The sequence below is a fragment of the Aurantibacter sp. genome (assembly GCF_039941195.1).
In the GTDB taxonomy this organism is placed as follows: domain Bacteria; phylum Bacteroidota; class Bacteroidia; order Flavobacteriales; family Flavobacteriaceae; genus Aurantibacter_A.
The window spans coordinates 14,757-38,076 of sequence record NZ_JBDVFA010000080.1 but is presented as its reverse complement, the minus strand read 5'-3'; the positions used below and the strand labels follow the sequence as shown (position 1 = coordinate 38,076).

Annotated in this window: 18 protein-coding genes and 1 other RNA gene; 7 read left to right on the top strand and 12 right to left on the bottom strand. The window is 34.4% G+C overall.

All coding sequences use genetic code 11. The features are described 5' to 3' along the window. The 7 genes from ssrA to ABJF52_RS13220 form a co-directional block, all read left to right on the top strand. Positions 1-130: a transfer-messenger RNA gene (gene ssrA, locus ABJF52_RS13250) on the top strand; the annotation flags it as partial. A 246-nt stretch (positions 131-376) separates the two neighbouring features. Then, positions 377-2,536 (top strand): PVC-type heme-binding CxxCH protein, encoded by a 2,160-nt coding sequence (locus tag ABJF52_RS13245; RefSeq protein ID WP_348151057.1) that lies wholly within the window; start codon positions 377-379, stop codon positions 2,534-2,536. 100 nt (positions 2,537-2,636) lie between these two features. Next, positions 2,637-3,008 (top strand): high-potential iron-sulfur protein, encoded by a 372-nt coding sequence (locus ABJF52_RS13240; RefSeq protein ID WP_348151054.1) that lies wholly within the window; start codon positions 2,637-2,639, stop codon positions 3,006-3,008. A 46-nt stretch (positions 3,009-3,054) separates the two neighbouring features. Continuing rightward, complete coding sequence (locus ABJF52_RS13235; RefSeq protein ID WP_348151051.1) at positions 3,055-4,020, top strand: amidohydrolase family protein; 966 nt, start codon at positions 3,055-3,057, stop codon at positions 4,018-4,020. Between the two features lie 182 nt (positions 4,021-4,202). Beyond that, entirely contained in the window at positions 4,203-4,367 is a 165-nt protein-coding gene (locus ABJF52_RS13230; RefSeq protein WP_348151047.1) for a Lacal_2735 family protein, read from the top strand. A gap of 16 nt (positions 4,368-4,383) precedes the next feature. Then, complete coding sequence (locus ABJF52_RS13225) at positions 4,384-4,785, top strand: DUF2452 domain-containing protein (protein WP_348151044.1); 402 nt, start codon at positions 4,384-4,386, stop codon at positions 4,783-4,785. Positions 4,786-4,791: 6 nt separating this feature from the next. Continuing rightward, positions 4,792-5,079, top strand: coding sequence for a TIGR03643 family protein (locus ABJF52_RS13220; protein WP_348151041.1), 288 nt, complete (start codon positions 4,792-4,794; stop codon positions 5,077-5,079). Positions 5,080-5,085: 6 nt separating this feature from the next. Here ABJF52_RS13220 and ABJF52_RS13215 read toward each other — a convergent pair whose 3' ends face one another. The 12 genes from ABJF52_RS13215 to ABJF52_RS13160 all read right to left on the bottom strand — a co-directional run bounded on the left by ABJF52_RS13215 (position 5,086) and on the right by ABJF52_RS13160 (position 23,309). Then, a complete protein-coding gene (locus ABJF52_RS13215; RefSeq protein ID WP_348151038.1) occupies positions 5,086-6,969 on the bottom strand; it encodes a cytochrome c peroxidase in 1,884 nt (627 codons plus the stop codon). Between the two features lie 81 nt (positions 6,970-7,050). Beyond that, a complete protein-coding gene (locus tag ABJF52_RS13210; protein ID WP_348151035.1) occupies positions 7,051-8,733 on the bottom strand; it encodes a metallophosphoesterase in 1,683 nt (560 codons plus the stop codon). 5 nt (positions 8,734-8,738) lie between these two features. Beyond that, positions 8,739-9,605, bottom strand: a complete 867-nt coding sequence (locus ABJF52_RS13205; RefSeq protein ID WP_348151033.1) for a hypothetical protein — start codon at positions 9,603-9,605, stop codon at positions 8,739-8,741. 397 nt (positions 9,606-10,002) lie between these two features. Further along, positions 10,003-11,550 carry an arylsulfatase gene (locus ABJF52_RS13200; RefSeq protein ID WP_348151030.1) on the bottom strand — a complete coding sequence of 516 codons (1,548 nt, stop codon included), beginning with the start codon at positions 11,548-11,550 and terminating at the stop codon, positions 10,003-10,005. Between the two features lie 25 nt (positions 11,551-11,575). Next, the gene (locus tag ABJF52_RS13195) at positions 11,576-13,318 is read right to left on the bottom strand and encodes an FAD-dependent oxidoreductase (protein ID WP_348151027.1); all 1,743 of its coding nucleotides are present in this window, start codon (positions 13,316-13,318) and stop codon (positions 11,576-11,578) included. Between the two features lie 156 nt (positions 13,319-13,474). Continuing rightward, positions 13,475-15,022, bottom strand: coding sequence for a right-handed parallel beta-helix repeat-containing protein (locus ABJF52_RS13190; protein ID WP_348151024.1), 1,548 nt, complete (start codon positions 15,020-15,022; stop codon positions 13,475-13,477). A 168-nt stretch (positions 15,023-15,190) separates the two neighbouring features. After that, positions 15,191-16,825: a PQQ-dependent sugar dehydrogenase gene (locus ABJF52_RS13185; RefSeq protein WP_348151022.1), complete on the bottom strand. Its 1,635-nt coding sequence runs from the start codon at positions 16,823-16,825 to the stop codon at positions 15,191-15,193. 24 nt (positions 16,826-16,849) lie between these two features. Further along, positions 16,850-17,719, bottom strand: coding sequence for a GNAT family N-acetyltransferase (locus tag ABJF52_RS13180; protein ID WP_348151019.1), 870 nt, complete (start codon positions 17,717-17,719; stop codon positions 16,850-16,852). A 29-nt stretch (positions 17,720-17,748) separates the two neighbouring features. Continuing rightward, positions 17,749-18,969: an Nramp family divalent metal transporter gene (locus tag ABJF52_RS13175; RefSeq protein ID WP_348151016.1), complete on the bottom strand. Its 1,221-nt coding sequence runs from the start codon at positions 18,967-18,969 to the stop codon at positions 17,749-17,751. Positions 18,970-18,994: 25 nt separating this feature from the next. Further along, positions 18,995-20,194, bottom strand: coding sequence for a hypothetical protein (locus tag ABJF52_RS13170; protein ID WP_348151013.1), 1,200 nt, complete (start codon positions 20,192-20,194; stop codon positions 18,995-18,997). A 140-nt stretch (positions 20,195-20,334) separates the two neighbouring features. Continuing rightward, entirely contained in the window at positions 20,335-21,648 is a 1,314-nt protein-coding gene (locus ABJF52_RS13165) for an amidohydrolase family protein (protein ID WP_348151010.1), read from the bottom strand. Positions 21,649-21,758: 110 nt separating this feature from the next. Then, the gene (locus ABJF52_RS13160; protein WP_348151007.1) at positions 21,759-23,309 is read right to left on the bottom strand and encodes a RagB/SusD family nutrient uptake outer membrane protein; all 1,551 of its coding nucleotides are present in this window, start codon (positions 23,307-23,309) and stop codon (positions 21,759-21,761) included. Between the last annotated feature and the right edge of the window lie 11 nt (positions 23,310-23,320).

The window sequence follows — 23,320 nt, the reverse complement described above, 5'->3', positions numbered from 1 at the left end:
CTTAAGAAGCTAAGCGTTTGTTAGGCCGTTTCCGGTCAGGCTTGCGTCGAAAATTAAACGGAAACTAAACATGTAGAAAGCTTTAACGTTGCTTGTTTGGACGGGAGTTCGATTCTCCCCGGCTCCACAATTTTGCCCATTGCTCTCGCAATGGGCATCTTTCCTTTTTAATACACATATTTCATAGTAACACCTTTACCCCTCACTTCAAAATTATCATACCACTACATCAACAATTTATCATACACTTTTACGTAAATGACACCTAAGAATACTTGTTATAGATTTTTTTAGTAATAATGGGCAGTTTTTAGTTTGCATATAGTAAATTCATTGCACCAACAAACCAACTTTAAATTGTGTGAACCACCAAACTATGCACGTCAAAAACCAATACAGTACCCTAAAAATTCATTTGATTTTTTCAATTCAGCTCTTAATTTTATTTCCTCTAATCTTAGCCTCATGCAACGAAGAGTCTCTTTACGATGGTCCACTTAGCCCAGAAGAGTCTTTAAAAACTTTTCAATTTTCTGAGAACTTTAAGGCTGAAATATTTGCGGCGGAACCATTGGTAGTTGATCCGGTTGCCATGCAATTTGATGCAGATGGAAATGCTTTTGTCGTTGGAATGTTGGATGCCTATAAACCTGATGCTACTAAAGGAAAAGGAAATATAGTTTTACTAAAAGACACCGATGGCGATGGACAAGCTGATACCTCTACAATTTTTGTAGACAGTTTAAGAGAAGCTACTAGTATTTTACCTTGGAAAGGTGGTTTACTGGTATGTGCTGCACCAAATATCACCTATTACAAAGATACAGATGGTGATGGCCGTTCAGATTCTAAAGAAGTGTTGTTTACTGGTTTTTTTGACAAAAATGAAGAAGCACAAATTACGAATCTCCGATATGGCATTGATAATTGGATTTATGCAAATAATGCCGGACAAGCTGGTAAAATAAGTTTTAGCCGTAATTCTGATGCGCCACCGATTGAAGTACAAGGTGCCGATTTTCGTTTTCGACTGGACAAAAATTTATTTGAACGTAGTACCGGGCCTGGACAATTTGGACTTGCAATAGACGATTGGGGACACCGGTTTTTTACCGCAAACTCATTGCATATTCGACAGGTTGTTATACCGATGAGATATCTCGAAAGAAACCCATACTTAACCCCTGCTGCAAAAAATGCAATTCAAAATATTTCCGACCACGACCCACTTATGAACCAAATAAGTGCAACGCCCTATTGGCGACAAGAACGCACTAATCGTCGCAATAAAAATTATAAGGAAAATAACCTTGATCGAGTAGAATATGCTAGAGATCATTTTACTGGAGCTTCTGGGGGAACATATTACGGAGGCGACAAGTTCACCAATGAATATTATGGGAATATTTTTACGGCGGATGTTGCAGGCAATCTTATACATAGAGATATTCTAAACGCAACTGATAGTCTTCCTTTTTTGACAGCCCAACAAGGTTCGAAAGAAAAGGACAAAGAATTTATGGCTACAACAGATACATGGTTTCGTCCTGCTAATTTTTCGGTTGGTCCCGATGGATATTTATATCTTATGGATATGTATCGACAACATATAGAAACACCCATGTCTATTCCTCAAGATTTGCAAGAGACTATGGATTTCGATGCTGGTAATACGTTTGGACGCATTTACAGAATTGTTCAAAAGAATAGTGAACCGTATACATCTGTCAGTCCAAACCTAACCAAGGCAAACTCCTCAGATTTGGTCAATGCATTACAACACGAAAATCGTTGGTGGAGGCTTACCGCACAACGATTGCTTTTAGAACGTCAAGATAAAAGTATCATATCGGAAGTAATTGCTTTATTTGAACAAAGCGAAGACCCTAGGTTTCGATTACATGCCCTATATGTTTTAGAGGGTTTAAATGCCTTGGATGCAACTATAATAAGAACTGCTATGCAAGACCCTTCACCGGGAGTCCGTGAAAATGCTGCCATGCTTGCCGAACGATTTCCAAGTTCTTTATCACTGTTAAAAGAAATGGTTAATGATTCCTCAGTACGGGTTGCATTACAAGCAACTTTAAGTATAGGTCAATTCAAAGATGATTCTGTAATTCCTTCTTTGGCAAAAGCATCGGAATTGCATGGAGATAGTTCATGGTTTAGAACTGCCATATTGAGTTCAGAAGCTGGGTCTAGTATTTTGCTTTTAAAGACGTTAGTACAGAATTCATTTTTTAAGGAAACTTCAATTTGGAAAAATACTTTTATTGAGAATTTTTCTTATATCATTGGTGCTAGGAATGATAAAGACGAAATTCTAGATTTATTAAATGTGTTAAGTCGACTTAAAGAGTCCAATAAAGAAGAATTACAGTCGTCAGGTCTAAAAGGACTATTTAAAGGATTAGAAAAAACAGCGGAATTGAAAAATTCATCAAAAGAAAAAATAAAAACTATTTCGTCCGAAGCAGAAAACAATATCGCTAATGCAATACAGCACCTAAAAGAATTGTTTACAAAATTATAATAATTGGTACAGCCCTATTCCTAGAATTCCTAGAATTAACAGAAGAAATAAATCGATAAAATTTACACTTCGCATTCCTATCTAACAAACAGTTTTTCAAATGACAAACAAAGATTATTCCAGAAGAAAATTTATTAATAGATGTATAAGTTCAGGTGGTTTATTTTTCGGGGGACTATTACTGTTGAACTGCGGTGAAAAAAATAAATCATCCAAAATTAGAAATGATAACACCAAACAAAACTCTTCTAAAGACCCCTGCAATGATTTAACTAAAATTAGTGATGGAGAAATTAAAAAAAGACAAGGTTTAGGCTATGTAAAGCAATCTGCAGTTCCTGAGAATTCCTGTAGCAATTGTGCACTCTTTATTCCCGCTAAGGCAGACGAAAAGTGTGGGGGCTGCATTTTATTTAAAGGTCCTGTATATGCTGAAGGTCATTGTGTTCAGTGGGCTGCTATAAGCTCCTGAAAGAAAATTATAAAAATAAAAATATTCCCTAAACCAGCTATTATTTATGTCACATTCGAAAAAAGGTTTTTCCCGAAGAGAGTTTATAACAGGTACTAGTTTACTAGCGTTGGGAACTTCACTAAAATTAAACGCATTTACTGAAATTTCAAATTTAAAAAAAGAACCCATAATTGATATTCACCAACACATCCATTATGTACAAAGAAGAGATAATCAATTGCTCGAACATCAAAAAGCAATGGGAATTACAACTACAATTCTTTTACCATCTGGACGACCAGTAAATTCTGCTTCTACACACCAAGGCGAAGCAAATGGTTTACAAGCTGAAGCAGGCGGAAATGCCGAATGTTATCTATTTGCAAGTCAGCACAAAAAGCAATTTCGTTTTGGCGCTTGTGCAGTACCTGACATGAAAGATGGTGTGTATGAAATTGAGAAATATTTAAAATTGGGCGCTGTCGTTATTGGTGAATTAAAATTTGGTGTTGCATGTGATTCAAATGAAATGCAAAAAATTTACCAATTAGCACAAACCTATAATGTGCCTGTTCTAATGCATTGGCAATATGAAAAGTATAATTATGGTTTTGAGCGTTTTTATAAAATGTTAGAAAAGTATCCAAAGGTAAATTTTATAGGGCATGCACAAACTTGGTGGGCTAATATTGACAAAAATCACACAAATCAATCAATTCTATATCCTAAAACTACTGTTGAAGTAGGTGGAATTACAGACCGATATCTTAGCGATTATCCGAATATGTATGGTGATCTTTCTGCCGGCTCAGGGCTGAATGCTCTTAAACGCGACGAGGAGCATGCAAAAATATTCTTAGAAAAACACCAAGACAAATTATTGTATGGTAGTGATTGCGCGGACCCAACAGGTGCTGATCCTGAAAGTTGTTCCGGCACATTAGCTATCGCTGAAATTCGAAAATTAGTTGCTAAGCCAATCGAACGGAAAATACTTTTTGAAAACTCGAAAAAATTATTCCGATTGTAATTATTACACACTAAAATTACTGACAAAGTACTTCACTAAATAAACCATAATAAAGCCCCAAAAAATTATCTATTATAACTAAAAATGTATTTTGTCTAATTTATTTAATAAATAGTTAGACAAGTTGTATATTTGTTCTAATTTTTCTAGAAAGATTCTTCTAGAACACAAAATCAAAAGTTATGTTTAAGTTATTTAAAAAGAAATCGGGAAAAGAAAAATTGCAAGCGCAATATGAACAACTTTTAAAAGAGGCACACGCTTTATCTACTACCAATAGAAAAATGAGCGATCAAAAAACCTTTGAGGCAGAAGCTGTAATGAATGAAATTTTAAAATTAAGCTAGTATTTATTCATTACCCATGACTAAAGAAAAAAAACCAGATGCTATCGTTTTTAACTCTGACACCCAAAAATACAATGCTGCTCTTAAACCCTATGCTACTTCAGTTGGTGCACCTTTTATAACCGCCACCGATACATTGGCTTGGAAGAATAGGAGTATTACTAAAATAAATCATCAGGTTAAAACAAAGTACCTAACTCTAAAGGCGGAATACGAAAAAATGATGCGCGAGTTTGAATATAACAAACTCATTTTTGAATCGAAATTTAGTTTTGAACCCATCATTGGAGAAGTATATCATCTATATAAAAGAGAAAACGATGAAACTTTTCTTTCAATTATAGCACCAGAACAATGCAATTTTAACACGCTAGGCAGTTTTTACCTAAATTCAGATCAAATCTGGGAAAAAATTTAATACACTATGGCCACTAGAAAAGCCTTGACGGATCGAGAGTTAGACCGTGTTATTGAAATGGCATGGGAAGACCGCACTCCATTTGAGGCAATCTTGTTTCAGTTTAGACTATCAGAAAAGGACGTTATTAAAACAATGCGCAACGAACTAAAGGAATCAAGTTTTAAGCGATGGCGTAAACGTGTGAATAGTGGTCTGAGTCAAAAACATTTAAAAAAAAGAAATTCAGCTATTTCCCGATTTAAATGCTCAAGACAAAGGGTAATTTCAAATAATAAAATTAGTAAACGCTAGTTGTGGTTAATCAATTGTAGTAGTATATTCTGAAACATCTGTAAGTGTTTTCATAAATGCTATAATATCGCTAATCTCTTGTTTCGACAAATCTAAAGGTGCATCAGACAACGTTTGATTTTCCACCTCTAAGCCCATACCAGCACCACCCCCAAGATTATAAAATTCTAACACTTCTTCTAAGTTTGCAAACAAACCATTATGCATATACGGTGCTGTTAATTCTATATTTCTGACGGATACCGTTTTAAAAGAATTTTTAAAATAAGGATGATGATCCAATCGCAATCCATTTGCAAAACGTCCTAAATCAGTATCTAACTTTGGATTAATAGTATCAAAACCCTGAGTGATTCCTAAAACTTCTGATTCTGATTCTAAATAAAAAGGTGGAATGGTACCATTAAACATTGGCGCAAAATGACAACTACCACAAGCCCCTTTACCCATAAATAAATTAAAACCACGTTTTGCATCCGCAGGATATTCATTTATTTCATTCCGAACATATTTATCAAATGGACTATTTATAGATATCAAAGAATTTACATACGCAGCAATGGCATTGCTTATAGAACGTTGATTAATATCTTCTTTCTGAATTCCACCATAGGCCACTTTAAATAATTTCAGGTACTGTGAATTACTTTTTAGCTTAGTAATAATCGCATTAAAATTTGTGTTAAATTCTAAATTATCATCAATTACATGTGTTACTTGTTTTTCTAAATTAAACTCGCGCATATCCCAAAAATAACGGGTAGAGTAACCTGCATTAATAATCGTTGGGGAGTTTCGTGCTGTAAAAAAACCTTCTTTATTTGATACACTTTTAGGAAGGCCATCCGTAAAACCTTTATTTGGATTATGACAGCTTATGCACGACATTTGGTTATCATGTGAGAGTTGCCCGTCCTCAAATAACAACTTTCCTAATGCAATAGTTTTTGGATTATCCAGAGGCAAATAAACCAACTCTGAGTAAAAATTAGCATTGAGAAAATCAGTATCAAAAATATTTTTAGCCTGATAATTTTGAGCATGCTTTTTGTAGGGTTCTAACTTTATGTTGTTCAAATTTTGAAATTCTAACAACCCAGCATATATAGGATTGATAATTTCTTTTAAAAAAACCAAGCGATCAAAACTATTAAAATCAGCACTAGATTTTAAAGTTGATTTACCTTTACTAAACAGTTTTCTTAAAGCTTCAAATTTAGTATTTGCTTCTGCGGAAAGATCATTTTCAAAATACAAAAAAGCAGTTTCCATGCTTTGCAAACTCACATAACTTTCTTCCAAAGCATTAATGGAACCGGGTGTATCATAACCCGTAACTCCTAACGTAAATATTCGAACCATTCCCGATCGAATACATTCAATGAGTTGACTCGATTTCAATTGAATTGGTAAATGAATTTTTGCTATAAAATCTACACGATTTTTTAATTCATTTGCCAACATTTTAATGTGCTGGAAGTTCTCTTTTGTTACGTCATCATAAACAGCTTCATCTAAGGCTTGCAAACCACAGGGTTCAATTATTTTTCCTGCTTGAAAATACTCACTTACCTTCGGTAAAGGTGCTCCGTTTATATAAGTTCCGCTGTAAGAGGTTTGGTAATAGTCAAATATAAACTCAACCTTTTTATAAGATAATCTGGTTTTTTCAACTTGCTCTTTTAGTTTTAAATCATCCGAAAATTCAGAATTCTCAGCAAGGAACGCCAACGCTTCTACTTCATTTTGAAACTTCCGAAAATTAGCCTCATATAATTCGGCTACTTTCTCCAGAATAGTTCTATTTTTTTGGGGCACGACGATATTTCTACTTGACAATAGTAAAAAGCAAAGTAGTACTGGCCCCAATAAAATGGTTACTTTTTTCATTTAAAACTAAAATGCACTAAGGCTTTTCAACCCTATACCCTCTCAAAACATTTGATATATGCTTTTTAGAATAACAACTACTTATTCTATAGTAATTGTTTCGGTGTACATGCTTTTATCGGTTTTAACTTCAACCACATACATTCCTTTTTTTAAACCGCTAACATCGATATTTGATTTTTTACTTTTTATCACCCGCTTTCCAAGGTTATTATAAATCTTAACCTTCTTTAGTCGTTCGACAGTGTTTGCTTTTATGTTTACCACATTTTTAACTACATCATAAATTGCTATAGCATTCTTTTCCTCAGCACTTACTTTTTTAACTTTTGATGCAGCTCCTACTTTTTGAACTATGTCTTTTTTATTGATGGTAAAATAATCATCAACCTTATTATTCTCTCTAATAAACTTTACAGTCAAATTTTGTCCGCCCATACCATCATCTTCAACTTCCATAACACACGAACCAAGTTCATTTAATGATACTGACATGGCTTTGTGATTTAAATCACCTCCTGAAATTTTACCCGCAGACCCTGTGGTAATATAAACAGCACCTGCTGTAGCTTCATCTGTTTTTTGATAGCTTCCGTTACCATCCGTTTTACCATCTCCTTTACCAGTTACCCCAACAGTATGCCCGCCTTTTATAATTTCATCTGGATTAAAAGTATTTGAAAAACTATAATGTCCATTTAAAAAATAAGAACGCTCATAAGAATGACTATGCCCGTTTAATATAAGGTCCACTCCATTATCTTCCATCATGGGCATAAAATTTTCTCGCATTTCTATAAGTCGATCTTCGGTGTCAGAATCATGAGATCCTTTGGTATAAACTGGGTGGTGAAATAACGTTACAATCCAATCCTGTGTGGTGTTTTGAATATCAGTTTGTGCCCAATTGTACATGGCACCTCCTACCTCCCGCCCCGAATGATGCGAATCGAGAATAATGAAATGTATATTGGCATAATCGAATGAATAATAAGCTTCGGTTCCGGACGGAGTTCCACCTGCTTGTCCACCAGTTGGAAATGAGAAAATATCGTAATAAGGACCAGATTGGGTGGCAGAATCTGCTGAATACCCATCGTGGTTTCCTAAACAAGACCATGCTACTGATTTTTTAAGCATGTTATCATAAATATCAAAAAAAGCATTTTGATATTCTATATCAGTTCCTGTACGATACGCATTATCCCCAAGAAATAACATCATATCGGTTTTTCCAGTATTGCTAGCGTCCGCATCTACATATTTGTAATAGGCATCTCGTACATTGCGCTGATTATCATTTGCAGTGCCAGCATCTCCTAAAATCCAGGTACGTACAAATTGCTTAGTCCCTGCTTTGGGTGCTGTGATAATGTACATGTCACCGGTTGTACTTTCAGCCAATACGCCCGCTTCATTTCCAATATTAAAATAATATTTTGTATTCGGTTTTAATCCTGACAAAGAGACTTCATGTACTTTCATCTCATTAGAATTTGATTCTTTGTTGGATAATAACCCAAGTTGCGTTCCATAATTAACAACAGATTCTGTAGGCACATTGGTTCGCCATTTTACAACAACACTAGTTGGAGTGCCTATTTGTAGATAAGGTCCTCTTTCTACTTTTATAGCTGTAGAATCTTTAGTAATGCTAACACTTTCAGTTGTACTACTAATTTCTGGAATAACTTTTATTGATGTTTGCGAAAATGAAAACACTGTAAAAAACAGCACTACTAATTGAACACTTCTTCTAATCATAACTTCTAGTTGTTGGTTGTACTTTCTAAACTTTTAATTTGTTCTTTTAACTTAATTATAGACGGCATATTTTTAAATCTAGTAGCTAATTCAGCAATGCTACTAGTTGCTAGCTTTAAAGTTAAATTTGCTTCTTTCTTGCGGTTTATTTCAATTAAATACTTTGCCTTTTTATAATACCAAAATTCTTTTCTCTTGTATTGAAGAATAAAATAATTATACTGCTTTAATGCCTTTTCAACTTGACTTGATTTTTTTAAATACTCTAATTTTTTTAGTTGAAGCGATAATGTATTTGCCCCAAGTTCTTGCATTCCAAATTCAATTGCATCTATAGCACTTTTATAATTTGTATTGTTTTCTGCAAGAATAATAGTTGCGTATTCCAAGATATCTTCTGGCCTAATATCAACCATATGCTGCATAACAAAACGATATGATTCTAATGATTTTTCATATTCATTTAGCTCAAAAAATATTTGAGCTTCCAACTTTTTAGCTTTTACATCAATACTATCTCGCTCAATATACTTACCAATATTAATGATGGCATCATTGTAGTCTTCGTTCAAATAATGAACCTCAGCAATTCGGTATTGCAATATTTTATCCGTATTACCTAATGATTTGGATTTATGATAATCTGCTAAGGCTTCAGTATAATCTACATGTTGTTGATACAAAAACCCCCTTTCGTAATATAACTCGTAGTTATTAGGGTTCTCGATAATCTCAACAGTTTTTAATAAGATTCGTTCTGACAAATCTCCATGTGAGAACATTTGAACTGACAACAATAAAGTAGCAATAACAAGTAATTTTCTATTCAATAAAAAACCAAAAAGGTGTAGAAGCTGCTCTCTATTTAGCATTGCTAATTTTTAAAGTTGGATTAAAACAAATGTACCCAATATTATAGTAAAATACAGTAGCACACGAGACTTTGCATCTTAAAAAAAGTATAAAAAAATGTTAACTGATTTATTCGTTTATTGACTTTCATCAGTACTATTTTCAATAAAAATTACCTCATGCGATCTTTTGAACAATTGAATGAGAGTCAATCGCAGGTGATACTATTGTATCTACTGATTGATTAAATATTGCGAGAATCATAAAATCTCTATAAAGAAACTCAAAACCCTGTTCATTATAATTGGTAGGCTTCCTAAGTGGAATACGATTTTCTGGCTGAACTAATGAACACATCCTAAAACAATAATCTTGATATTTTATTAAATGAATTGGATATATTTTCGCAAATATCTTTTACTCTAATGCGACATTTTTTGATATTATATCACTTAATTCTTGATGCATTTCATTAGCCATGTTAAAATTTTCAATTATTAAGTTATTCGATTCAGATTCGTCCTCATATAAATTATACAACTGGCCTTGAACTTTATCATTTTCTGGAGCAATAAATTTCCATCTACCTTTTCGCAAGCCCATTAGGTTATTTGAAGATTGAACAACTACAGATTTTCTAACATCTTTTTCTTCACCCAAAAGGTTCATGGATTGGTCATAACTATCTACGGCCATATTTGCTGGCATATCAAAGTTAATGATTGAACCAAGGGTTGCAAATACATCGTTTAATGCAAAAATCTTATCAGATTTAGCACCCTGGGGTATCTTTCGCGGCCACTTGGCAATAAAAGGAGTACGAACCCCTCCTTCCCAAATTGTCCATTTGGAACCTTTCAAGTTTCCGTTAGGATGATGTTCTTTCTTGTTTTGATCTTTTTCAATGAGCTCCGACAAATTATTACCTGAATTGGCGAGATCAATATGAACCCCTGTTCTCTGGAATTGAGAACCGTTATCACTAGCGAAAAGGATTATTGTATTTTCCGCTTGCCCTAAACTATCGACCATAGTTAATATTTTGCCGATAGCACTGTCTAATTCAGAAACATAATCACCGTATAGGCCAGCTGCTGTTGTTCCAATAAATTCATCACTTACAGATAACGGCACATGAGGAACATAAGGAGCGAAATATAAGAAAAAGGGATTTTCCTTTTTCTGTCTTACGTGATCGCGTAAAAACCCGATACTTTTCTTAGTGACAACTTCAAGATATTGATTAGAAGGAATAATTTTAATATGCTCTTTCCCTTTAGCCGAATCAATATTATAAAATTCATGACCTAGTGCAGCAACTATATTATTACCATCCATTATCCAGCATTCGCTCGCGCAACTAAACCCGTACCAATTTTCAAAACCCTGATCAACAGGGCCATTGCTAATCGGTTTTTTTAAATCAATATTCGCTCCATTATTCTCGGCTTTAAACTTCCCGTATCCTGCAGGCTTTTCTCCATCCAATGTTGGAAATGTAGCCCCCAAATGCCATTTTCCGAAGCCTGTAGTGGTATAACCCGTCTGTTGTAACATTTGTGGTAAGGTCAATTGACCTTCGTCCATCATAGAAGGTTCATAATTTGATAAAACACCGGTTCTTTTCCTACTTCTAAAAGGATATGTTCCAGTCATTAATGCGTAACGGGATGGTGAACAAACTGAAACAGGACAATAAGCGTTTGTAAAAAGAATACCTTCTGAGGCCAACTTATCCAAATTAGGTGTAGGCACAAGAGAATTCTTATTATAAGACCCCAGGTCTCCATACCCCAAATCATCAGCAAGTAGCAACACAATATTAGGCAAGGCCTTCGGTTCTTCTTTTACGTTTTCACACGAAACAAACACGAACGCACTTAGTATTACAATAGGGTTTATTAAAGTACTCTGAATCTTTAAATATTTGATTTTTTTTTCAATACTTTCTAATATTAATTTCATGAATAATTATTTAGAAAATCTTGATCTATTCGAGGTGTTGACCATTTTTCAATAAAATGGATTTTAAACTCTCATAGGAAACATCTTGAACCGATTTTCCTGAATCTATTGCTAAAGAGGCTGCGGTTGCAGCAGACTCTCCTAAAACCATAAAAACAGGTTCCATACGAATCGACCCAAATGCAATATGAGTAGCACTTAGACATACCGGAACGATTAAATTTTCACATTCTTCCTTTTTAGGCACTAAAGATTTATAACTTATAGGATAGGGATCAAAACCATGCGCTTCAACATTACCCTCATTTTGAACATAACCATTGGCATCTACATACCGTTGTGTATTGTGTGAATCCATAGTGTATGCAGCCAACCCAATTACATCCTCTGCTACTTCAAGCCCCTCACAATTACGCTGCGTCATAACATAATCGCTAATCATTCGTCTGGCTTCACGAACATATAATTGTTGTTGCCAACCATCTTCTCTTTCAAATTCATCTTTTGCGGTACCCCATTTTGAAGCCTCATTACGAACTTCTTCTGGAATCCTCGGATGATTGGCCAAGGTCCACATTAAACCCATTTGGTAGTTCCGGTGGTCTTCTATGATTTTTACGCGCTCTGCGTATGAAGCTTCTGGATACGTATAATTTTTTCCTATATAATCAGTTGAAAACCCAAATCTATTATTAGAATCGGTCTTGCGATTTGGCATACCGGAATTTATTAATGGTAATAACGGACCGCCTTTATAATACATGTTACGTACAGAACCATTATGAGCTTCATAATTTCTAAAAAGCAGCTCATACTCCAGTTCATTATAATTCGTAGGCTTCTTAAATGGAATACGATTATCTGGTTGATCGGTTAAACACATTCTAAAACAATAGGCCTGAATTTTATCATCCCCTTCTCCTTCAACACCAGGCTTTTCATTAACATTGGGCAAAAGTCCGCTCTCCGGTTTTCCTTTAACTATGTACGGATCTACGCGCTGTATAAAATTGTGGTTAGCCGCATTTTTAGAAACCAAATTAATCAAAGACACATTGTAATTATTGGGCTGAACACCGTTTAACGTTTCTCCATATTCTTTATTACTTTCTCTACCAATGGCATATGAAACGCCTGCTGCAGCCATTAAATCTCCTTCATAAGTGGCGTCTAAATAAACTTTCCCCACATAGGTTTTACCACTCTCCATTGTAATGGACTGAATACTACCCTTTATTTTTTCAACACCAGTATTTCGATTTAAACGCTCGTTGTAAACCATTTTAATGTTCTCCTTTTCCATCATGGATTTATACACCGCTAGTGCAGCTGAAGGCTCAAAAGTCCACATAGAAGCTTCTCCTTTTTCTGTACGGGTTTGCCCACTATCTATATAATCCGATTTTTTCTCCCATTTCCAATTCTTAGGAACATCATAATACTTTTTAATGTTCTCGTAAAATTCTCTCGAAATTCCTCCAATAGCTTGTTTATTCCCAATATCTGTCTGCCCCAATCCTCCAGTAGTTAATCCACCAATTCTATTAGTTGGTTCAATAAGCACTACCGATTTACCCATTCTACTACTTTGAATAGCAGCAGCAACCCCTGCAGAAGTTCCACCATAAACAACAATATCAAATTTTTCCGCTTTGGTTATTTTATTTGATTGTCCTTGTGCAGAAAAACAAACAAAAAACACTAGAAACAGAATAGAAAAAATTTTTGGTAGTACTAATTGCCTTGCTACCATTGTTTTATTACACATATTCATAATTTATATCTTTAGTATCTCGTTTTTTTGTCGATGTCTTTAGAAAGTAAATTAGCAAAAATATCCGAGGGCCTACTTGTTTTCCAATTACTTTTATAGGTTTTTAGCTTTTATTATAATTGTACAACAAATTCCAAATGAACAAACGATTTAGTAACTTTCTATTGCCCCTATATCTGGTGCGTTTCCTTTATAAATTAAACTAACAGGAGTATTGTTTTTCCATGCTATCTTTTTATCGAGAATTATATACCCAGTATCATAATCAACACTAATAATTTGTACTTCTTCATCACCAACCCGGATGATATCACCTTCAACAATACTAGATCCATCACTAAAAAAATAGGGGTCTTCAACTTTTAAAACAGAATCCATACCGCTACCATTTGTTTGCGTTAGAAATCTCCCGGCATCTACGCAAGGGCTATCCTTAGACAGTTCATATTCGTTACGATCAATACTTTTTAAATTGGGTTTATTGACAACAAAAAGTGGGTTACCTTTAATATTATCGTTACTAAAGCTGGGGTAGGTTTCTTCAAAAGATGCTATAGTATACTCTTTATCTTTTTTACTCAACAAAAAAACATTTTCATTACTATCATTTAGAGCCGTAATATTATTATTATAAAATCGGGTTTCTGAAGGATTGGCTGGGAAGCGAAAAGCGACTTGAACACTTGGCACATCTCTTAGTGTATGTGCATCTTTAAATATTCTGTTAGCATAGAATATATTGTTTAAAAATATATTGTCATAAAACTCCGAATAGGTATTGTGTGAAAATTTAACTCCAGGACCACTACCATATCGTCCTTTCCCTCCATTAGAATAAACTGTATTATTATAAAAACGGTTACTATAATTAAAAACAGCTTCAGGAGAGTCACCATCACCACCTATCCTACCATATCCACAAATGTCCATACCTCCTTCACATCCAGCAAAAATATTATTACGCATAATACACTTTACGCCAGCAAATTGCACACCCCAACTTGCAGGTGCTTCTTTACCTTGATAAAGTCCTTCTCTATGTGAATTCGGACCAAATAAATTATTCTCAATAAGAATGTGTTGGCTCTTTCGGTAGGGACCAGACCACTCTCTATTGCGAGTTGCAAATATCTCGAGAAGTTTTTGATTTGGATTGATTAATATGTTTTTACGAATGACTGATTTTTGGACACCCATAAAAACTAAACAAGTATGAGATGCTGTATCAAAAGTATTACCCTCTATAAGATGAAAATTACCTCCTTGAATAGTAAGTAAATCCGTCCCGTTTTTTACTTTATTATTTTTGAAGAAGAAATAGTCTCCCATATTTTTCAATTGACAAGATTCCCACATTGTACTATTTTCAAAGTGGCAATCTTCAATTGTTATATGAGATGATGATTTTATAGACATAAATTGCGGACAGTCTATAAACCTTAAACCCTTAATTTTAATATAGTCCTTTTGATTAATCCATAATGCCGGAGCAAGTGAGGCTCCCGTAAATTGAACCACTTCATTCTCAAAATTTTCGAATTTTATAAACTTATTTTCCTCTCCTGATTTTTTTGGGATTAGCTGTTCATTATATATACCACCTCTAATCAATATCTGAACACCTGCACTAGAATTATTTACTGCAGCTTCTAGTGTTTTATATGCATCACCATCAGAACCATTGCAATTGCGGTTCAAAATAGAATAATTACCCTTGCAATCAGACGGTAACAATGGATCTACATAAATAACCTGAGCAAACGATTGAAAACAATTTAACAACAAGTAAAATAGCAATATCCAAAATTGATTTTTCATAGTTATTTTGATAATTAATTGTAGTGATTATTTTCCATTTCCTAAGTTTTATTCTTTTTCAATCAAAGTCCTATATTCCAATATTTCTTGTTCGCTTATTCCTGGATGGCCATTACCAAAAGAAGCCCTAACATACGTAAGAACATCTGCCAATTCTTTATCTGAAAGAAATTTAAAGCTGGGCATTTCCTGATTATAAGATTTACCCCGAACCTCTAATGGCCCTGACAAACCACTTACAACAGATTTAATTAATCTACCCCTATCAGCCACCCCTTCAATTTTTGTTATGGGTGGAAAAAAACCTTCACTGCCTGACCCATTAGCTTTATGACAGGAAGCACAATATTTTTGATAAATAGCCATACCTTCATCACTTGCAGTGCTATTATTTGCTATTGATGTTTCTTCTTGTGAAGGAGTTTCTTTCACTATCATTTCTACAAGACTATTTCTTAAATCTTCATTTGCCTGATGAATTCTTATTATTTTATCATCATTTTTAAATGGTAATTTCTCTGGACTGTAAAATTCAGGATTTGCCTTTGGATGCCAATCTTTATTACTTGTGCATAAATAAATATCGCCGTTTGGCGCAGTTATTACATCTCTAATTCTTCCAAACTGTCGATTAAATGCAACCATCTCATTCTCAATTTCAGTGCCATCCGAAGAAAGCTTTAACACCCGTAAACTAACACCCTTAAGAGAGCTTACTAAAATACTATTCTGCCATTCCGGTATTGCTTCTGAACCATAATAGGCAATACCAGCTGGCGCAATAGTAGGTGTCCATACATGAATTGGTTCCCTAATAACTGAGTCTTTACAATAGTCTTTTTCATAAGGTTCATTGCAAAAACCAGTAACATCTGGCCAGCCATAATTACCATGAGCCTCAATTATACTTAATTCATCATCGTTAGCTTCACCATGCTCCGAACTATATAATCTACCATTAGCCATCACTAAACCTTGCACATTTCTATGACCCCAAGAATACACTGGACTATCTTTTATAGGATTATCTTTTGGAATAGAACCATCAAGATTCAACCTTAAGATCTTACCATTTATTTCATTAGTATTTTGTGCTAATCTCTTCTTCCCTGCATCACCAAGACTTAAGTATAATTTATTATCAGAAGAAATAACTATTCTACTGCCGTTGTGATAAGTAGTTCCAGGAATCTGCTTTAATAGGATTTTCGGATTATCCAACGTGCCATTCTTATAACTATATCTAACGAGTTTCGAATTAATTTTATCATCATCTAAATATGTGTAATGCAAAAACACATAGGGGTTTTCTTCTATATCTGGATGCACTGCAAAACCTAATAACCCATAAGATTTTTTTACCAAGACATCATCTAAACTTAAAAGTGTTTTTATTTCTCCCGTTGTAATATCTAATTGATTAACCGTTCCTTTTATTTCTGTGAACCACAATTTATCACTTTCAGAATTCCCCCAACAGAGGTCCCACGGATATTCTAAATCTGAAGCGACAACAGAAACGGCCAATTGTGAATTCTCCAACGTTTTTTTAAATAAGTGTGTCTGATAAGATGTAACACCTACTATTTTCTTCTTATTTTCTGAACAGGAAAAACTCAGTACAATCAATAAGAAGACACAGAAAATTTGTGCACATGAAATTATATTTAGCTTTAAATTCATATTATTTGGTATCTTTTTTTTCTATTATCCTAATTCGGGCCCAGCAATTACATACTGATTACTCATTACTCCCGGAAATGAATTGTCTTTTAAATACATTCTCATAAATGATCGTTGTTCCGAAAAACCCAAGGAGATAAGATGTTTTTTAAATTCTAATTTATCTTGTAAAATATCGATTACTATAGACTCACCAATATATTGATTAAGTATGATTTCGATAAGCTGAATAGCATCGTCAACAGTTTCAGCTATAAGTGGACCTATTTGAAAATAATTAAGACCGGGTCGACCAAGTACGTATCCAACAACATGTTCGTTTTTTACTACGCACCATGTTTTATCACTATTTCTTTTAATTAACGAATTAATCAATTCGGATCTATCCGATCCGAATATTTTTAAATCGAGACTTACTATATCTTCAATTTCATCAACCGATATCGGCCAAAAAGCAGCACTTTTGTTAATATTGGTAGCACCCTTAAACTTTGTAACCACCATTCGATTGAGCGAAAATTCTTCCTGGAATCCTAATTTATTATAGACAGGCTTCCCTGCAGGAGTTGCATCTAGCTTAATTGACAGACAATCGCTTAACCTTTCAATAATGGTGTTCAACAATCGTTTACTAATTCCTATGCCTCGAAAGCTTTTAGTCACCAACATCATTCCTATCCAGGCAACTTCATTTCTATAGTTAATGGCAGTTACAGTTCCTATTACTTCAGATTTATATAGTGCCACAAGACATAGATTAGAATTAATATTCAGAAACATCTGCCAATCTTCCTTCGTTTGATTCCAATTTTCTGCCAGCACTAAGTGCATTGCTCCAGAGATATCACTCTCCTCCATTTGTCGTACTACAATATGTTCCAAATTAATTTTCACTATTAACTATTTAAATTTAAGCACTCCTTCTAGATTGCTAAATACCCTATAAGTTTTCCATACATAAAATAGACCAAAACACATATGAGAACAAAGCCGACGATAGCCATTAAATTTTGTAGTATACCATTCTTATACTCGCCCATGATAGACTTATTATTTACAACCAAAAACAAACCAATCGCAATTAGCGGAACGCCTAGCATAGAAGAAGCCTGAGCCATTATTAAGGCGTATATAACATTTCCCTTAAAAAAAACTGCGATTACCATACCAACAAGTAAAATTGTAGTTGTAAATATCTTGGGCATTTTCTCGTTCATTGAACTCCCCATTCCCATACTATCTGCTAATAATCCACCACCAGTAACAGCATTGACAATAAGTGAAGAAAAAGCTGCAGCAATAAACCCAAAGCCAAAAATATATTTCGCAAAACTGCCTAGTAACATTTCTAATTGGATAGCCATATCAGCAGCAGAATTCACAGTTATCCCTTTAGGTTTTAAAGTTGCAGCTGCCGTTATTATAACCAATGTAGATATTAACGCAAGTAAAAATACACCAATTTTAGTGTCACGATTACTTCGTGGCATATCAACTAATTTCCATCCTTTACCTTGAACCAGGTAGGCTTGATAAAATGCATTATGCAACACAAAAGTTGTTCCAACCAAAGCAGCAATTTCATTAAAATTATCACTTGATACAGCGCTTGGTATAAAACCCATAATTGTAGCTTCTATATCTGGCTTTATAAAGACCAGATTTACAACAAATGCTAGAATTAAAATTACAACCATAATCATCATTAGTTGCTCTAGTGCCTTATACAAGTTTTTTGAAAAGAAAACCAATACAATAGCTAACGGTGTAAATATTAACGGCCATAAAGCTTCATTAATCCCTGTTAAGGTTTTCATACCCATTCCCACCCCTAAATTATTTCCAAATTGAAAACTTAAGGCCGCTAAAAATGAACATATCCCGATTGCGATTGCAAAAATCTTACCATATTTTTCGGCGATTATTTTTAGTAATGACTTTTCGTGTAAAACGCCAAACCGCACGCTCATCGTTGTATAAACACTCATAGAAATAGCTCCGACTACTATTACCCATAGAAATGAATAACCATGTGTTGCTCCGATTTTAGATGAGACTGTTATGCTACCTGGGCCTAAAACTACGGCGGCTATTATAAAACCAGGGCCTAGTGTTTTAAAGAAATTTTTAAGTTTTAAAATCATATGGTTGATAATTTATCTACATCTATCATTCGTTTACTGGGATATATTTAACCACCACTGGATTAGCTAATTTTTTATGAAGTTTGTCTATTTCCATGGCAGGGTTTTCATTATTAGAATCAAAAATGGTATACACGTTTTCTTCAAAGTATTCACTTCCTTTGGGTATTCTTAATTCACCACTATCTACAAATCTTCTATCCCAATATCGGCCTTCATTATAAGAATAGGATATTTTGGTCTGTGCATTAATCATGGGAGCTAAACCACCATTTATATTTTTATAATCAAATTGAATTCTTATACTTCCAAATCCATAATTAATACTGTCATTATAAAAACCAAACCATTTAGCATTAGCAGCAATAGGTTGCTTTCGAAGTTCCTTAATTGATTGATGCGAAATTAGAGGAGGTTTATCGTATAAAGGAACGCATTTTACTTTTCCACTTTCAAGAGGATAAATGGCATGTGTAAAAAACTTATCCATGGTCATTTCATCGTTTCTTAACATCGTAACCGTTAAGCTATCGACGATTGTCATTTTTGAAGAAAAACCAAAATAGGGTTTGCCTGCATAAAATTTATACTCTCCTTCCAATTGTATTTCTTCATAGCCTTTAACCTTACCTGAACGATAAACAGAAATAAGATATGGTCCTTTTTCTATGTGAACAGAATCAAATTCTTCTAGGTGCGCCATAGTTTTATAGTCTTCACTCTTCTTTTGAAAACTAGGTGCCCAGTGCATTTTAATATCTGGGCGTTCCAATTTAATTCCATTGTATTTTTTTAAGGAAACCGAAGTAATTTGACCAGGACCAAGTTTTATGTTTTTCGAAGACTTTCTTGCAGTTAAATCAGCCTTATAGAATTCATTCTCAACAATGATATTTAACCCCATTCCTTTCATTAATAAATCGGTGACCGTCTTTTCATTCTTTTCGATTACGATGTCATATTCCTTAGTTTCATTAGCCTGAATACTAATTGGAAAAAGACAGCGTACAAGATTAGATTCTAACAATATGTTTTGGTTATTAAGTACCTGGCCTTTTATTAATGCACCATCTTTTTTGCTTTTTATGTAAAGTGCTTTTTTCTTAAGTCGTTCTATAGCTATTGGAATATTAACCTCAACATACTCTAGCTCATGATCAACCCCAATGGGTTCCGTAATAATTAATTCACCTAGAAATCCATTTTCCTTACAAGAAGAAGACATAAATAACACTAAACAAAAGGGAATATAAAAAGCACATCGCAATCTCAAAATCAAAACTTTTTTAATAATCATTTATGTACTTTACTTGACAAGCATTTGAAGCTTCTCAGAAGATTTTAATTTATATATTTTTTAATATGTTAATCTAACCAGACACCATTTAACATTACCCGCTCAATATTGAACATATCGCGAATATTCGATTCAGGATCCCCTTTAATTAAAATAAGATCAGCTTCTTTTCCCTTTTCTATACTTCCTAGGCGGTGGTCGATTTTTAAAAATTCAGCATTCACCATGGTCGCTGCTTTCATGATGTCAATATTAGCCATGCCTGACTTAGCGAGTAAGTCCATTTCATGTTGATACGACCATCCTCTATCGGCATAGGGCACCCAAGGCCCATGTGACCCTACAGCAATTCTAATATCTGCCTTTACACATCTCCCAATAAATTCGCACATGCGTTGAAATGCAATCAAAGCAGTACTGTCTTTCTTATCGCCTTCTATTCTGTATTCGTATGGTCCTAAAGTTGGTGTAAAAAAAGTCTGATGAACCTCCAAGAAATTAATAAGAGAATCTGCTTTCTTGCCATTAACATCAATATCCCTCCACATTTCTAACCGACCAGATAACCTTGCTTTATTGTTGGCCAACATCTCCTGCCGGAACTCCTCAGCTCTTTTTTTGGATACTAATGCTGTACCTAAAGATGTTACGTGTTCTACTCCATCGAGGCCAGCTAAAATGGCTTGCCGCGCATCTGTTATTTCTAAATGAGCTGTTACGGGTAATCCGTTGGCATGCGCTATATCACACACTTCTTTAATCAATCCAAGTGGTAATCTGTGATAAATTTTTATGGCAGAAACATTCTGCCTTATTAGATAATCCATGGCTTCCTTAACTTCTGCTTCATCTCGTACCATATACGAATCTTTGGGCCAGCTAGGCGGAGGTGAATCAATATGCGGGCCAGTTAAAAACAATCTTGGAAGTGGGTCTCCTGTTTGACGTTCAAAATCAAAAGCTTCTATCCATTGTCCTGGATCTCTAACAGAAGTTACACCATTACGAACAAATTTTGTTGGAAAGTGTTTAACGTGGTCATAATGAAAGTGAGCATCAATTAAACCAGGCATTAATGTTAGACCTTGGCCATTAACAACTACCGCTTCTTCCGGAATTTCTACAACTGTTTCTAAACCAACCCTATCAATTATTCCGTTGCGAACAATTACAGTTGAATTGTGAATAGTAGAATCTGCTATTCCATCGAAAAGGGACACGTCGACGATAGCAACTATATTGTCACCAATTTTGATTTCTTCATGATTTACTTCAATAGGAAAGAATTCAATTTCTTGTTTAGATACTTGTTCCAGCACATTCTCCTTACATGAGAAAAGCACGAACAAAATCGAACCATATATTACAATGTATTTCTTCATTCTAGTTTAATTTTATTAGACAAAGCTTATTTCAAATTGTAATTGTAGTAATAAAAAAAGGCATTCTTCCGAAGAATGAATGCCTTTAAACTACTCAATCAACTCAATTATTAATACCCTGGATTCTGAACGAAATTCTGATTTCTATTCATTTCATCTTGAGGTATTGGCAGTAAATAACGTTGCACATTAAAGTTTGATTGTGGCTCCAATCCACCAGCACCAAACACTTCACTACCTAAATCTAAACGAACAATGTCGTACCACCTTTTATATTCGAATGCTAATTCTATACGTCTTTCTTCTATAATAATAGATCTTAAATCTTCTGTATTCGCAGTAGACAAAACGTCTTCTGGAAAACTAGAAGGTTCATAAGTATCATATCCACTTCCATAAAAATCAATTACCCCACCTTTTCTGGCACGAGCTCTTATCAGATTAATATAATCTACCGATTCTGTCGTTTTCCCTAATTCATTTGCAGCTTCTGCAGCAATTAGTAAAACTTCTGCATATCTAAAAGCGATATAATCTAAATCAGCTCTCCACCCTGCTGTAGTTCTTCCTTCTCCTGGAAATCTATTGTGTTTAGCAATATGTGGTCTAGCCACTTCAAAGTCTGTAAAAGGCCGAACAATATCAGTATCGTCATCTAATATCAAAGAATCCGCTAAACTCACCTTTAAACGATAATCATTAGCATCCCAAGTAGTATATACATTAATATGAGGTACTAACATACTCCATCCACGAATAGGCTCTACACCACCTTCAACACCGTTAAATGGACCAATTTTACCATCGTTCTCATAGGTTGTAGGATTGGGTGTTTGTCCGGTTAGATTAGCAGTGAAATCTATTATAAAAATATTCTCTAATGAAGATGCCTGTTCACTATTTCTAAATAAATCTTGAAAATCTTCAGCTAAAGCGTAGTTCAGTTCGCCTGCATTATCTATCACCCATTTAGCACTGTCATATGATTTTTGCCATTCACCCATGGTCATATATACAGAAGCTAGATAAGAAGCTGCTGTTCCTTTTGATGGTCGAGACCGTACACTACCTCGTGAATCCATTTCCAAATTCTCAAAAGCAAATGTCAAATCTTCAACTATTTTAACATATACCTCGTCTGGCGTCGATAGTTCAATACTTAAAGGGTCTACTATGTCTGGACTATCGATATACGGTATATTACCATATAATCTAACTAAATGATAATACAAAAACCCTCGAACAAACCGTGCTTCGCCTTCTACTAAAAGTTTTTCATCTTCATTGTCACCTTCTAAAAGACCAACACCTTGGATTGCAGTATTTGCTGTTGCAATAGTTTGATATGATGATGCCCATAAATTGCCTACGTAAGAATTTGTAGGGGTAGTTAAGAAAGGACTAAATTCAGCATAATCACTAAATTCTAATCCATTAGCAACCATATCACTCATTAATTGTAATGGTACTGTTAAGCCAGCTCCGTAATAATTTGACGACGCCATTAAACCGTACGTACCATCAATCATCGGGTATACATCATCTACGGTGTTAAAAAATCCGACGGGAGTTAATGACCCCACTGGTTCTTCATCTAAGTCTGCGCAACCAACAACAACAGTCAAAATAGCTAGTGCAGAAAATTTTATTATATTCTTCATAATTTTATTTT